The following is a 13,935-nucleotide window of genomic DNA, read 5'->3' on the forward strand; positions in this document are numbered from 1 at the left end:
ATACTCCTGTTTTTGCAATATAAGCTCCATATTCATCATCGGCCCCCAGCAACGTCTAGTAAGGCACCATTCACATAGGAAGCCTCTTCAGAAATAAGCCAAACGATTGCGCTAGCAACTTCAAAAGCTTCACCTGCTCTTCTCATAGGAATAGCAGATTTGAATTTATCAGGGCGATTCTCATCCCCTGCTGCAGCATGCATTTCTGTTGTAATCATTCCCGGGCGAACCCCGTTAACCCGAATGCCATCCACAGCAACTTCTTTTGAAAGCCCTAATGTCAAAGTGTCTATCGCGCCTTTGGTGGCTGCATAATCAATAAACTCATTTGGTCCACCAATACGTGCCGCTGTAGAAGATACATTGACAATCGCGCCCCCAAAACCACCACGAGAGAGTGCCATTCTTTTAACGGCTTCCTGAGCACAAACAAAGGAGCCGACCACATTGACATTGAAAACATCACGAATGCGCGCTACAGGCATATCCACAAAACTTGAAATTGGCTTAATTATGCCTGCGTTATTAATCAGGGCATCGAGGCGACCAAATTCTTTATCTATATATTTAAAGAGCTCATCAACTTCTTGCTCATTTGATACATCTAACTTCACAGCTAAGGCGCGTATACCAAATGATTGAGCTTTCTTAATAATTAAATCCGCTTCTGTCTTCTTACTATTATAAGTAATGACAAGGTTCCAACCTTTTTCTGCTGCTAACAAGGCGGTTTCAGCACCTATACCTCGGCTTCCTCCAGTCACTAAAACAACTTTTTTAGCCATACAATGCTCCAAATCATTCCGCTTACAGTCTTATCATATCCAACCTATTCCAGACCATAATGCTTTTTAGCACTTTTCACCTTATCTTCTTCTGGTATATCTGGGAATAACGCATAACTTGGCGCTACGATCGGTTTTATCTTTTCCGCTCGAATGCGGATAATCCCTGCGACGGGGTAAACACCATCCGTCATTGGCTGTATTTTTAATGTATATAGTTCTGAGAAGTCACTATCATCTTTCGTTATGTAGTCAGCAGAACCATAAATTTGAAAGCCTTTTTGTTTAAATACATGGATAAAACTGACACAAACCTTAGGGTTTTCTAGGATATTATTAACACTGTTAGGGGAAGCAATATTGGCTATTAGTATTTCGTTATCACCATTAAATGTGAAGATTTCCTTTGGTGAAACACTCGGGAAATTATCCTCACCCGAAGTCGCTAACCAGCATAAAATACTCTCCTGAATTGACGCTTTAACATCATCTGAAAACATAATACTCACCTCCTCAACCGTCCAGCACCCCAAATTGTACAAACTAGTAATCCTATGGATGGAAAGTATGACTGTCTAGAAGATTTACAAAGTGGTTAAAGAGCCCCTCTTTCAGTGTGAAAGAGGTATATGGTCTTCCTTTTTTATTAGGAAGCAAGTGGTACATTTTGAAACATTAAAATTCTGGTAATAAATGCAGAGCTATTTATATTAGTTTCTAATTAGCACTTAAATTACTAATAATTAATTTACCTATAAATATTGAGAGCCTAACAACTACAACCAGAGTACTATTATAATTCAAAATATTAAGGTGCATACTCTGCTACATTGGAGCTCAATATTTAACTTAGTTTAAAGGAGTAAATAAGAATGATTTCTGTTTCTTATATTAGTAAAGCCGAAAAAAAGTTTTCTGATAGTGAACTTTTAGAAATGCTAGGAGGCTTTCAAAAAAATAATGAAAAAAGCAATATATCAGGGGTTTTACTCTATAACGGTGCAGGAACATTTATCCAAATTATTGAAGGCGAACAGGAAGTTATTGATCCTCTGTATCAAAGCATAAAAAATGATAATAGACACACAAACGTGACTTGTTTAAGACGTGCAGAGATACAAGCTCGAAGTTTCTCTGAATGGCGTATGGGGTTTCGAAAACTAAGTAACGATGAACTAATTGATGCAAGTAAAGCAACCGTCTTTATGGATGACGAGAAACTAGAGCATTTTGTATCTGACGATACCGATTTCGCTTTAAAGGTATTAACCAATTTTAAAAATAAAACAAAAGAGCTTATCTTCGAATAAAGCTTGTCAGGAGTAGCAGATGCTGAAGTCTATGAAAATTTCTCAAAAGTTTCTTTTAATGAGTAGTATTCAAATTTTACTCATCGTTATTTTGGGCTGGTTTGCACTTTCGCAAATGGCCAAAATAGGCCATGAAATTAAAGAGATTTCGAACGACCACCTTCCCTTAACAAACACTCTCACACTCATAACCGAGCATCAGTTACAGCAAGCAATTGCTCTTGAGAAAGTGGTTTCGCACTCTTTATTAGATGTAGTGAAAGGGGAAAAACTCTCAAATGAAACATCAGCTCTTATTCAATCCCTAAATACCTCCCTGAAAAAACTACATGACGAAATTGTAGGGGCTGAAAAAACAATAACTACCCTAGAAAATGATGTTGAGCTACCAGAGTCAAAGGCTGAATATAAAAAGCTGCATACTGAGTATATAAAAATAGAAAATGAATTTTTCCAATTAGAAAAAGAAACTAATGCTTTTCTAAATGCCATAACCAAAGATGGCATCCAAAAAGCTTTGGGTAAAATAAGCACTCTTGAGAAGTTAAACCATTCACTTGATGAACATCTCATTGAAGTATTGAATGAGGTTCAACAGTTTTCCATAAACGCAGCAAATCAAGCTTATAGTGACGAGCAAGCCGCGATTAAAGTCATTGCCATCGTCTTAGCTATCGCCGTTGTACTAGGCATCATCATCCCTTATTTCATTAGCACTTCTATTCTAAAATCTTTAAAAGAGCTACTCACAAGACTGGAAGATTTAGTAACCGGAGAAGGAGACCTAACCATACGCCTTAACTTTACTTCTAAGGATGAATTAGGTGTTGTTGCTTCTAAACTTGATCTATTTATGGAGAAATTGCATCGTATTATCTCCAGTGTTTCAAATTCATCCAATCAACTTAATGCAAGCTCAGAAGCCGCTGTAGAAGTCATTCAAAACACGCTTAATAGCGTTAAAAACCAAAAAGCAGAAACAGCCGAAGTATATCAAGCTGTAGATGAAATGAGTAAAGCGACCAATGCTGTTGCACAGAGCACGATTGAAGCATCGGATGTCGCCAACAGTGTCCGCACCATTGTCGCGGAAGGCAAGGAGGCAGCAGAACGAAACCAAAAAATCACTGCAAAACTCGCCCAAGATGTGCAAGAGACTTCAGACAGTATTAGCAACCTTGCAGAAGAAACCAACAACATTGGTACCGTACTAGATACCATTCAAGGCATTGCTGAGCAAACTAACTTATTGGCTCTTAACGCGGCTATAGAAGCAGCTCGAGCGGGCGAAACAGGTCGAGGATTTGCTGTTGTGGCTGACGAAGTTCGCTCACTGGCTCAAAGAGTACAAACGTCGACAATTGACATTCAAAAGCTTGTTGAAAGCTTACAGAGTGGCGCAGAAGATGCGATGAAGCGCATGAACCAAGGCTTGAGCGTCACCCAACAATGCTCTGAGATAGGGCAACAAACCGCTACTAGTTTTGAAAACACGGTGAATGCAGTAAATCATATCGCTGAATTAAATGAGCAGATAGCCACAGCTGCCGAACAACAAGCGGCGGTAGCGGATCAAGTTCAAAAGAATATTGATAATATAAATCAGATAGCACAAAACACAGGGGAAGATGCTTCTCGCGTTGCGCAAGCAAATGAAGAAATTGCCATGAGTGTCGTTAACCTAAATTCCGACCTTAACCAATTTAAGGTTTAAGTTGAGACACACCCCTTAAAGAGTGGATAAAATTTACGTGAGCTATAAAGAAATATGTTATAGCTCACGTAAAGCATGGCTGACTTAGCATCAATAAAGATCACATAAATAGGTTAACGGTCACAAATCTAAAGACCAATATTTTAAGCTTCGTAATCGAAAACAATAATATCTTCGAGCAATGGAACAAATACCGCCTTTAGAGAATCATGCTCTTTGTGGGGAAGGTAATCCTGCCTTGCCTCTTCATTCAAAAATGTCATTACCACTGAATGCGTGTAGTCTTTATTTAATCCTTCAGGGCTATTATTAGTCCCCCACTCCACACTTACGACACCTTGAATTTTTTCAGTAATTGACTCAAATAATTCTTTTAACTCTTCTATATTTGCCTTCGTTGCTCTGGCGTTAAACTTAATTAGCAATATGTGTCTAATCACTTTATTTTCCTTTTAGAAATTTACAACAATATTATGAAGACTCATCGATGCAGTACAGACAAGGTCTACTTATTTATTGATACGGCTTCTTTCCACACTTTATTTGCAGCCTGATGCAGCAGGCTGTGCCGCCATGCCACTTTTTCCTCTTGTCGATCATAACCTCCGCCAATTACACAAGCGGTTGGTAAGTTATGCAAAATACATGTTTCTATTATGTATTTATCCCTCTGATAGACTCCTTTATCGGTGAGGTTTACATAGCCCAGACGGTCTTCTTTATGAACATCTACACCCGCGTCATAAAAAATAAAATCAGGTTCATGCTCCATCAATAATTGCGGTAAGGTATTTTTTATAATCGTTAAGTAGGTTTGATCGTCGGCCCCTTTAGGAATATTAATATTAATGCCGCCAGATTGTTTTACTTGTGGGTAGTTTTCTTCACAGTGCCATGACACAGCAATAATATCTGTCCTGCCAGCAAAGAAAGCGGCAGTGCCATCTCCTTGATGAACATCACAGTCTAGTATGAGAATTTTTTTAGCCTTGCCTTGGTTAACCAAATTCAAAGACGCAACAGCGAGGTCATTAAAAATACAAAAGCCAGATCCTTTACTAGGGAAAGCATGATGTGTTCCACCAGCAAGATGGCATGCTAGTCCATGCTGTAATGCCAACTCGCTGGTTAGTAAGGTGCCGGACACAGCTCTCAATGTACGCTCAACCAACCATTCAGACCAAGGTAAACCAATGTCCTTTTGCTCGTCATCAGTCAGTTCACCACGAATAAAACGTTGAACATAATCTGGTGTGTGAGCCGCCATTAGAGTAGAAAGTGATAATGGTGACGGTTGATATTCATTCTCTTGAGTAAGAATGTTTTGCTCCCTTAACGTCTCTGCTAAAAGACGAAACTTAGACATAGGAAAACGGTGACCAGCAGGGAAAGGAATACTGTAATGGGGGTGAAACACCAAGGGCAATAATGCCGGATTCATTTTCAAAGTCATTAATGTTTATCGGAGCTAATTAGATGCCACCATTTTCATACACTACAGACAATTAGTCTAATGTGTTGATTATCTCTTCAATACAGCCGACATCGCCAAGTAACAAATCCCTTCCTTACTGGCTACTTCACCCGTTCTTTGAAAGCCTAAGCGTTCGTAAACAGGCACAGCATAAAGTGAAGAACGCACAGTATAGGTATTAACATCTGAACCCGAAGTAATCGCATTCCATAGTTGCCTTGCAATGCCTTTACCCTGATGTTCCTCGCAGACAAACAAATGATAAAGATGACTTTCACTTTTAATAGAGACATAGCCACATACTATGCCGTCCTCTACATAAACAAGTGTTTGATATTCAGAGCTAGTTAAACGATCAATAACGGCATCAAGAGACAATGTTTTCAGAAACCACTTAGGTAAAGGCGCCTCTATATCCTCCAGATAAAAATGGGACAAAGACATTACCAATGACTGAATTGCTTTTGCATCACCACTCGCAGCAACTCTTATTTCTCCAACATCATCGAACTTAGTCATCTTCCTACCCTTTAAATATGGCTTTTCTCACCACTCAATATAGAATATCAATCCTAGCAACCAGATTCGTGCTCTTATAATCGCTCCTCACCAGTACAAATCTGTGCATTTCAATCCCTACCTGAGGCAATACAGTAACACTATGGCAAATATTTTAATTGTTTTCTCAACTACCGATGGTCACACAATAAAAATTTGCCAGACTATTCTACAGCACTTAACCCAAGCCGAGAATAAGGTGACTTTAGTTTCTATTGATGACGTAACGGCTAATCAGATTGAAGTACACGATAAGGTGGTGATTGGCGCCAGTATTCGCTATGGCAAACATCAAAAATCGGTTGCTGAGTTTGTTAAGGACAATAAAGCTCAACTGGAAAACAAAGCGACGGCCTTTTTCACGGTAAATCTAGTTGCCCGAAAACCTGAGAAATGCCACCCAGAGACAAACCCATATATTATTAAATTTTTAGCTGAGCTTAATTGGGCACCTAATTTACAAGGAGTCTTTGCAGGAAAGCTAAACTACGCAAAATACGGCTTTCTGGATAAAAACATGATTCGCTTTATTATGTGGATGACTAAAGGCCCAACAAACCCGAAAACAAATAAAGAGTTTACAGATTGGGACAGTGTTAAGAGCTTTGCTCAGTCGATTCAGCTTTTACCTTAAAATACGGATCGTAAGAAAAGCTCACTTACAACCTACTCAAGCGCTCATCCCATTTCCCATTATGGGAGCGCTGACAAGCTTCTTCTGTATCAAAAGATATGTGTTTTGAAAGTGATTTAACAATCAGATTAGCTTTAGAAAGTTCATCGCTGATCCAACGACAAAACAGTTCGTGTTGATTATTATCCATCGCATTCGACAACATAATATCTGTTTCAAACACACAAATAATTTTCAATGAGCTAGGGTATGAATTAAAGTTTACAAGATGTGTTAACCAAAGAAATCCCGACACATTTTCTAGCGCTAAATCACAAACATTCGTTAAACTTTCTCGTAACGCTTTCTCTATCTTCTTATCTGTTTTCTTCATGAGTCAGTAAAATGTCTCTCTACCATTTTAAAATGATTTTCTAATGTACTTTAGAAACATTACACTCTAGCAAATAAAAAAGACCAAGAGGTAATCCTCCTGGTCTTTTTTCGGCTTTACTAAGCCCATAAGGCTATCAATTACGAATTATGACAAACGGTATGACTCAACTTCTTCTAACACCTCATCAAAACGCTGGCTCACGATGCTAGTGTCTTTATTGGTTTGCGTCACTGCGGCAAGAATATCTTCCGATTTCGAATTTACTTCCTGTACGCTCTTATTCACGTCTTCAGATACTTGAGATTGCTCTTCTGAAGCCGTCGCTACTCGTTCAATCGTCGCGTTAATACGGTCAATGGACTCAAACAATGATTGAATCATGGCAACATTCCCGTCCACAATTTCCATGGTTTTCTCCGCCATTCCCGTACATTCTTCCATTGAACTAAGGGCGTTTTTACTTGAACCTGTTAGCGATTGAATCATTGAACGAATTTCTTCTGTTGAATCTTGCGTTCTCTGGGCCAAGCTACGAACTTCATCTGCTACCACAGCAAAACCACGACCTTGTTCGCCAGCTCGCGCCGCTTCAATCGCAGCATTTAAGGCCAATAGGTTCGTTTGCTCCGCAATTGATTCGATGGTTTGTAAAATCGTACCTATGCTTTCTGTTTGCTCAGTCACTTCTTGCACAACACTATGACTGCCTTGTATTTCTTTCGATAGCGAGCCGATTGAGGACAAGATAGCCTTCATTTGATTACTACCTTGGGTGCTCTGTTGTTGCATAGTTTCTGTTTCTTTCGCCGCTATTTGCATATCTTCTGAAATAGCGTTGCTGGTCAAAGCCATTTCACGAATCGATGCGGCTATTTGATCAGTTCGTGAAAACTGCGCTTGAGTCTCTGTCAATACTCGCTTAGACGCGCCACCTAACTGGTCCATATTTATTTTAGAGGCGCTCGCTTTCTCATGTAAAAGAACGAAAGATTGATTTAAGTGTGTCAGATGATAATTCAAAGACAAAATAATTTGGCCTAACTCATCACTCGATGAGCTTTCTAACTGCCCCGTGAGATCACGGTCTTTTGATATCGATTGTAGTTTTAGGTTTATGTCTTCAACTCTCGTAGAGATTGAGCTAATGACCATCTTCATAAACCAACTCATGATCATTACTAAAACAATAAAGACTGCAATTAAGATGGTTCGCGAGGTACTCGCTGCACTGTCCGTCTCCTCACTAATCATTAAAATCTCATCTTTTAAGACATGAGCTAAGTTAGCAATTAAGCTAATTTTTGCAGTCGCTATAGCAAACCAGTCCCCAGTATTATTTACGGCCGATAGGTTTTCTTGCTCTAGGAATTCATTAACCAAGGTATCTACTCTTACCCATTCTGGCTTTTTCAGCATTTCTTTGAAAAGCACTTGATCATGCGGCGTAGCCACATCAAGAAACTCATCATGGTAATCATGCTCACTAGTAACATATTCTTGAATTTGATATTTCTCTATCGGAGTATAGCCAATTCCCCGTGCCAAAATGCCATTCAGCTTGCCACGGTACTGACCTGACCGCTCTTTCATCCACAATAAAGCCAGCCAAGACTCGATAACTTTCGCAGCATGGGGGTCACGAACATCGGCAAGTAAATGTTTAATTCCAACTAGGGCATGTTTATTCACAGTAGAGTAATAACTGAAGAAATTAGCTTGAGCATCAGCGTTATCAACTGATTGACGTATGACATTCTTGTTTGCCAAATCTTTTCGAATAGGCCTTAGAATAGTAGATAACTCTTGTGCATCAAGAACCTCAAAATCATCCACCGTAAAGTTGACAACAACAGAGTCTGCTTCATCCGCTATCTTACGTTGAGCTAAAACCTTCTGACGATTTTGATCGGAATTATTTCCCAAATAACCCGCTGTTAAACCACGTTCAACTGCAAAGTTATGCGCCACAGATTCTAGAGCAAGAGACAGTTTAACTGCATCCTTCTCTAACTTTGCATCATGCACCTCCTCATTTAAAGCAGAAATAAGAAACAGCATGATAACGATAGAGAAGATAAGAGGAACCACACCAGCAATAGTAACGGCATGGGAAACTTTCAGGTTGGACAATATCGACATTTTAATTCCTTTTAAAAATGACCTATAAGGTAGTTAATTTAGCTGAAATATAAAAAGTAGATACAACGTCTCTTAAGCCGAACAGCCAGAGCATACTTTTTTAAAGAGTTTGATCAATTTAATTTATGATGAAACCAAAAGATTACATATTAGTTACAAAAATACACCTTAATCTTATAATTTCAAGAGTATGAGTGATTTTTTAATTCCCCCCCTTTAAAGTAATACATTATTGATAATAATGTATCTTTTTACGAAGTTCTGTGGAAATTTCTAAGTTATTTTCTTTATATATAGAGGGTTTAAAAAAACCATGTACTTAAAGAGAGAAGAGAAGCGAAAAAAGAGAGAACGAAGCAACATTAGCTTTAAATGGTGAGAAAATAGCAACAGAATAAACGAAGTTAGGGAACGTAAAGATACAGGGTAAAGGAAGATGCGAGTAATAAAGGTTTATCTACGCGCTGAAGCCAGTGGACTTGTTCGTGTCTTCCTAAAGCTCCATATCACCTGATACAGAGCTTTTATAATTGCAAAATTAAGATAATCGATACGAAGAAACCTCTCGAATCACCTCATCAAAACGATTACGGACCGCCTTAGTATCACTATTTGTCTCATTTACGGATTGAACGATAACTTGTGATTGATCATTCATTTGCTGAACATTTTTATTAATATCTTCTGTCACATAGGACTGCTCTTCTGACGCTGTCGCAACTCGTTCAATGGTAGCGTTCAACCTGTCTATAGATTCAAAAAGAGTCCGAATCATATCAGCATTATCCTCCACAACATCTCTCGTACCGTCCGCCATTGTGGAACATTTCTCCATCGAATTTAACGCGTTCAATCCAGAAGAAATTAATGATTGAATCATATTACGTATCTCTTCTGTTGAGCCTTGAGTCCGTTGTGCAAGGCTTCTTACCTCATCCGCTACAACAGCAAATCCACGCCCCTGATCCCCAGCACGAGCAGCCTCAATGGCAGCATTAAGGGCTAATAGATTTGTTTGCTCTGCGATAGATTCAATCGTTTGCAAGATCGCACCAATCGCTTCCGTTTGCGTCGTCACCTCTTGAACCACATTACGGCTACCCGCTATTTCTTGCGACAACCCATCCATAGCGCTAGAAATAGACCTCATACTATTACTACTTTGCGTACTTTGCTGTTGCATACTTTCTGTTTCTTTTGCGGCAAGCTGCATATCTTTTGATATTTCATGACTAGTTAGAGACATCTCATGGATCGATGTTGCTATTTGATCCGTCCGCAAGAACTGCGCTTGTGTTTCGGATAAGACTTTCTGGGATGTTTCAGCTAAGTGGTCCATATCACGCTTTGAGTCATTAGACTTCTCATTTAGCAGAACAAATGAGCCCTTTAAGTGAGAAAGGTGATCATTTAACGAATAAATAATCTGCCCTAACTCATCACCAGAGGCGTTATCTAATACGCAAGTTAAATCTCTGTCCTTAGATACAGATTCTAAAGCTTTGTTAATCAGCTCCACACGAGTGGATATCGAATTAATGACTTTCCTAGCAAATATTGCAATCAGCACAACCACTAGAATGAAGCCTAATATCATCACATTACGTAGATTTGCCGCCTGGTGATCTAAAGCTATCGAGACTTTCAAAACATCATCTTTTACTATTAAAGACAAGTCGCGCACTAGGGTTATTCGCTTAGTTGCCATAGCAAACCAATTTTGAGAAGTCCCCATATTATCTAAGCTTTTTTGACTAAAGAATTGGTTTAATGAATCATCAACCAAGGTCCAATCAGGCTTTCTTGTGATATTCCTATATAGAGAGAGGTGCTCATTCGTTGCCAGAGTAGCAAACTCTTTCTGATAGTCTCGCTCCTCAGAAGCGTAATACTCTATTAGGTACTTATCTAATTCCGAATACTCTCCCCCCTTTGCCAATATCCCATTTAACTTACCTCTATATTGGCCTGTTCTCTCCTTCATCCACAGTAGAGACAACCAAGACTCGATTTCCTTCGCTACTTTGGGATCTGATACGTCTGCCAGTGTGTGCTGAATCGCAATAAGAGCTTGTTTATTAACATCGGAATAATAATCAAAGGGGTCAACACTAGAACTGGATGAGTCAACGGCATTTCTCACCATAGCCTTATTTGATAGCTTTTCTTTTAAAGGAGCCAATGACCATGTTAATTGATCCTTAGTGAGCACTAAAAAATCGTCTTCAGATAAATTAAAGAGTGTAGATTGAGCCCTATCTGACAAACGACGCTGGGCCAATAGCTTCTGGCGATTCGATTCATTATTGTTTCCCAAAAAGCCCGCCGTCAAACCACGCTCAACAGCGAAATTATGGGCAATTGACTCCATGGCAAGAGAAAGCTTAATAGAATCTTCTTGTAATCTTGCCCCCTTAACCTCGTCATTGAGATAGGAAACTAAAAACGACATAACAAAGATTGCAAATATTGTTGGCACTGCTCCAACAATCGCCACAGCACGGGAAACTTTCAGGTTAGACAAAAATGACATTCTCGATTTCCTTTACAAACACGTTTATTTACTTGAATTTATTAGTTTTTTAGAAGATTTTAAGAATCAAATTCGTCCACAAATATTTAAAATTCACTAAAAAGTCTTTCAAAAATCACAAACGAGATGCATTATCATTAATATGTAACCTTATGTAAACCACTTACATAAAATAACATTACATAAAGTTACGCTTGAATTTTGAGCTAAATCAAATAACCCGTGCTTATATCCCCTTTCCATCACTGGATGCGCTATAACTCTTCTTATCACCCAATATCCAGAGGCAAAATATATGAAGGTTGCTGTTTTTTCTTGCAAGCCATACGACAAAAGGACATTAACTTCTGCGGCTTTAAATACACCTTTAGCGCTACACTTTTTCGAAAGCCGCTTATCCTTGGAAACCGTTAGTCTGGTCAAAAATTTTGATGCTGTATCATGCTTTGTAAACGATGATATCAATGCTGAAGTTATTCATTTATTAAAAGAGCAAGGCGTTAAATGCATAGCATTACGCTGTGCAGGGTTTAACAATGTCGACTTAGAAGCAGCTAAGTTGCATGAGATTAAAGTCTTTCATGTTCCTGATTACAGCCCTACTTCGGTTGCCGAACATGCCGTTGCGCTCATCATGTCACTAAACAGAAAAACTCATAGGGCCTATCACAGAGTCAAGGAAGGTAATTTCGCCTTAGAAGGATTGCTTGGGTTCAATTTACAAGGAAAAGTAGTCGGCTGTATTGGTACTGGAAGAATTGGCGCTGCCTTTTGTCGCATAATGAAAGGCTTTGGCTGTGAAGTCTTATGTTATGACCTATACCCTGCGCCTGAGCTTGTTGATTTAGGGTGCAAGTATTTGTCTTTAGACGAGCTCTACCAAAGGTCAGACATAATCAGTTTACACTGCCCTTTGACCACATCTACACATCACCTAATAGATGAGAAAAGCCTTAAAAAAATGAAGTCTGGCGTCATGATTATAAATACTAGCCGAGGGGCGTTAGTAAACGCTCAAGCCGCTATTGATGCTCTGTATTCTCAAAAAATCGGCTATCTAGGGCTAGATGTCTATGAACAAGAAAACGCCATTTTCTTTGAAGACATGTCATCACACATCATTCAAGACAGTGTTTTTCAGCTAATGCTAACCTTTCCTAATGTCGTTGTTACAGGACACCAAGGCTACTTCACAGATGAAGCATTAAACCACATTGCAGAAACCACCATAGCAAACCTAACTCTGCAAACCTCAGTAGAAAGCCACTCTCGACAACTGGCATAAAGAAAAAACTACCAGATTAATAACGCAGTCTATTTGTCATATTAATCTGGTATGTTCTTTAATGTCATACATCCAACCTACGGTCTCATATTATGATTTCGGCCAACTCGCAAAAAGTATTGATTAATATTGCCCGGCGCGCAGGACGAGAAATTGTCATGCCTCATTTTAGACAGTTAAGTCACTCAGAGGTTGAAACAAAATCCTGTGCAAGTGATCTTGTGACCATTGCAGATAAAGCATGTGAGCTGTTCATTAGCGAAGAAGTAAAGCAACAGTTTCCCGATTGGGAAATAGTAGGTGAGGAAGCGACTGCATTAGATACATCTATCACCGAAAAAATCCAAACGGCGGACACCTGCCTCATCATAGATCCAATAGATGGCACTTGGAACTACGCCCATGGTGTTCCAGATTTCGGAATTATTCTGGCAGTTGTCATGAAGGGAGTAACTCAGTTTGGCCTATTATATGACCCAGTTAACGATGATTGGATGTACGCAAATTTATCTGAAGGTGCCTATTTTCAGCGTACATCATTACAAGAACAACACAGCTTAAAGCAGCCTAGTCAACCACCTTTGGTATTAAAAATCAGCCCTCAACAAGAGTTTTATCAGTTAGCTGGCATTATGTCTGTTCACTCCTATACAGGAAGAAAGCAACAACACCTTGCTACACAAGCAACGCATTTCGCTCGCATCAATAATTTGCCATCCTGCCCTGCTTATCGCCAGCTATCACTAGGCCATTTTCACTTTAGCCTAACCTATAAAATGTTACCTTGGGATCACGCTGCTGGCGTACTCATTTATTCTGAAGCAGGCGGAATATGCAGGCCATTAGATGGTTCAGAATACAAACCTTACATGCTAGAAGGAGAAATGTTGGCAACCCAGTCCGAGAAACTATGGCTCGCTTTAGCAAACCACTTTTCCACCCCGTCTAAATAAGTAATTCACTTATTTCCCCTGATTTCTTTTATCAATTTATTAAAAGTCCTCCAAATAGCAATATAGACATCAATACAAAGAATAAATAACGCTAATTAAAACAATCCCCTACGACAACACCAACTAAACTCATAACAGGTAAAGAATAGCTACTAACTGTCGATAAAATGTATT

General features: G+C 39.1%; 13 protein-coding genes. 5 read left to right on the forward strand and 8 right to left on the reverse strand.

All coding sequences use genetic code 11. The features are described from left to right. Positions 1-35: 35 nt before the first annotated feature. Positions 36-785, reverse strand: a complete 750-nt coding sequence (locus OFY17_RS05905) for an SDR family oxidoreductase (RefSeq protein ID WP_263529802.1) — start codon at positions 783-785, stop codon at positions 36-38. A 44-nt stretch (positions 786-829) separates the two neighbouring features. Then, positions 830-1,285, reverse strand: coding sequence for a pyridoxamine 5'-phosphate oxidase family protein (locus OFY17_RS05910; protein WP_263529803.1), 456 nt, complete (start codon positions 1,283-1,285; stop codon positions 830-832). A 372-nt stretch (positions 1,286-1,657) separates the two neighbouring features. On the opposite strand from OFY17_RS05910, the gene OFY17_RS05915 reads away from it, so the two are divergent. Both OFY17_RS05915 and OFY17_RS05920 read left to right on the forward strand, forming a co-directional pair. After that, entirely contained in the window at positions 1,658-2,095 is a 438-nt protein-coding gene (locus OFY17_RS05915; RefSeq protein WP_263529804.1) for a BLUF domain-containing protein, read from the forward strand. Between the two features lie 58 nt (positions 2,096-2,153). Next, entirely contained in the window at positions 2,154-3,809 is a 1,656-nt protein-coding gene (locus tag OFY17_RS05920; RefSeq protein WP_263529805.1) for a methyl-accepting chemotaxis protein, read from the forward strand. A gap of 143 nt (positions 3,810-3,952) precedes the next feature. Here the strand turns inward: OFY17_RS05920 and OFY17_RS05925 are convergent, their stop codons facing one another. The 3 genes from OFY17_RS05925 to OFY17_RS05935 form a co-directional block, all read right to left on the reverse strand. Next, entirely contained in the window at positions 3,953-4,249 is a 297-nt protein-coding gene (locus OFY17_RS05925; RefSeq protein ID WP_263529806.1) for a Dabb family protein, read from the reverse strand. Positions 4,250-4,314: 65 nt separating this feature from the next. Beyond that, a complete protein-coding gene (locus OFY17_RS05930; RefSeq protein ID WP_263529807.1) occupies positions 4,315-5,250 on the reverse strand; it encodes a histone deacetylase family protein in 936 nt (311 codons plus the stop codon). A gap of 81 nt (positions 5,251-5,331) precedes the next feature. After that, positions 5,332-5,802 (reverse strand): GNAT family N-acetyltransferase, encoded by a 471-nt coding sequence (locus OFY17_RS05935; RefSeq protein WP_263529808.1) that lies wholly within the window; start codon positions 5,800-5,802, stop codon positions 5,332-5,334. A gap of 142 nt (positions 5,803-5,944) precedes the next feature. Between OFY17_RS05935 and hemG the strand changes: the two genes are divergently transcribed. Further along, on the forward strand, positions 5,945-6,475 hold the full coding sequence (gene hemG / locus OFY17_RS05940) for a menaquinone-dependent protoporphyrinogen IX dehydrogenase (protein WP_263529809.1): 531 nt from the start codon (positions 5,945-5,947) through the stop codon (positions 6,473-6,475). A gap of 25 nt (positions 6,476-6,500) precedes the next feature. On the opposite strand, the gene OFY17_RS05945 is transcribed toward hemG, so the two are convergent. From OFY17_RS05945 to OFY17_RS05955, 3 genes are all read right to left on the reverse strand, one after another. After that, the gene (locus OFY17_RS05945; RefSeq protein ID WP_263529810.1) at positions 6,501-6,848 is read right to left on the reverse strand and encodes a Fis family transcriptional regulator; all 348 of its coding nucleotides are present in this window, start codon (positions 6,846-6,848) and stop codon (positions 6,501-6,503) included. Between the two features lie 147 nt (positions 6,849-6,995). Next, positions 6,996-8,990 carry a methyl-accepting chemotaxis protein gene (locus tag OFY17_RS05950; protein ID WP_263529811.1) on the reverse strand — a complete coding sequence of 665 codons (1,995 nt, stop codon included), beginning with the start codon at positions 8,988-8,990 and terminating at the stop codon, positions 6,996-6,998. A gap of 538 nt (positions 8,991-9,528) precedes the next feature. Further along, positions 9,529-11,523 carry a methyl-accepting chemotaxis protein gene (locus OFY17_RS05955; protein ID WP_263529812.1) on the reverse strand — a complete coding sequence of 665 codons (1,995 nt, stop codon included), beginning with the start codon at positions 11,521-11,523 and terminating at the stop codon, positions 9,529-9,531. A 295-nt stretch (positions 11,524-11,818) separates the two neighbouring features. Between OFY17_RS05955 and OFY17_RS05960 the strand changes: the two genes are divergently transcribed. Both OFY17_RS05960 and OFY17_RS05965 read left to right on the forward strand, forming a co-directional pair. Beyond that, positions 11,819-12,808, forward strand: a complete 990-nt coding sequence (locus OFY17_RS05960) for a 2-hydroxyacid dehydrogenase (RefSeq protein ID WP_263529813.1) — start codon at positions 11,819-11,821, stop codon at positions 12,806-12,808. A gap of 92 nt (positions 12,809-12,900) precedes the next feature. Further along, positions 12,901-13,761: an inositol monophosphatase family protein gene (locus OFY17_RS05965; protein WP_263529814.1), complete on the forward strand. Its 861-nt coding sequence runs from the start codon at positions 12,901-12,903 to the stop codon at positions 13,759-13,761. Positions 13,762-13,935: the final 174 nt, after the last annotated feature.

This window comes from Marinomonas sargassi (assembly GCF_025716875.1).
Taxonomy (GTDB): domain Bacteria; phylum Pseudomonadota; class Gammaproteobacteria; order Pseudomonadales; family Marinomonadaceae; genus Marinomonas; species Marinomonas sargassi.

Excerpts from the sequence above, each read along its gene's own strand:
- OFY17_RS05905 (WP_263529802.1), bottom strand. The coding sequence starts at position 785 with ATGGCTAAAAAAGTTGTTTTAGTGACTGGAGGAAGCCGAGGTATAGGT.
- OFY17_RS05910 (WP_263529803.1), bottom strand. The coding sequence starts at position 1,285 with ATGTTTTCAGATGATGTTAAAGCGTCAATTCAGGAGAGTATTTTATGC.
- OFY17_RS05915 (WP_263529804.1), top strand. The coding sequence starts at position 1,658 with ATGATTTCTGTTTCTTATATTAGTAAAGCCGAAAAAAAGTTTTCTGAT.
- OFY17_RS05920 (WP_263529805.1), top strand. The coding sequence starts at position 2,154 with ATGAGTAGTATTCAAATTTTACTCATCGTTATTTTGGGCTGGTTTGCA.
- OFY17_RS05930 (WP_263529807.1), bottom strand. The coding sequence starts at position 5,250 with ATGAATCCGGCATTATTGCCCTTGGTGTTTCACCCCCATTACAGTATT.
- OFY17_RS05935 (WP_263529808.1), bottom strand. The coding sequence starts at position 5,802 with ATGACTAAGTTCGATGATGTTGGAGAAATAAGAGTTGCTGCGAGTGGT.
- hemG (WP_263529809.1), top strand. The coding sequence starts at position 5,945 with ATGGCAAATATTTTAATTGTTTTCTCAACTACCGATGGTCACACAATA.
- OFY17_RS05945 (WP_263529810.1), bottom strand. The coding sequence starts at position 6,848 with ATGAAGAAAACAGATAAGAAGATAGAGAAAGCGTTACGAGAAAGTTTA.
- OFY17_RS05950 (WP_263529811.1), bottom strand. The coding sequence starts at position 8,990 with ATGTCGATATTGTCCAACCTGAAAGTTTCCCATGCCGTTACTATTGCT.
- OFY17_RS05955 (WP_263529812.1), bottom strand. The coding sequence starts at position 11,523 with ATGTCATTTTTGTCTAACCTGAAAGTTTCCCGTGCTGTGGCGATTGTT.
- OFY17_RS05960 (WP_263529813.1), top strand. The coding sequence starts at position 11,819 with ATGAAGGTTGCTGTTTTTTCTTGCAAGCCATACGACAAAAGGACATTA.
- OFY17_RS05965 (WP_263529814.1), top strand. The coding sequence starts at position 12,901 with ATGATTTCGGCCAACTCGCAAAAAGTATTGATTAATATTGCCCGGCGC.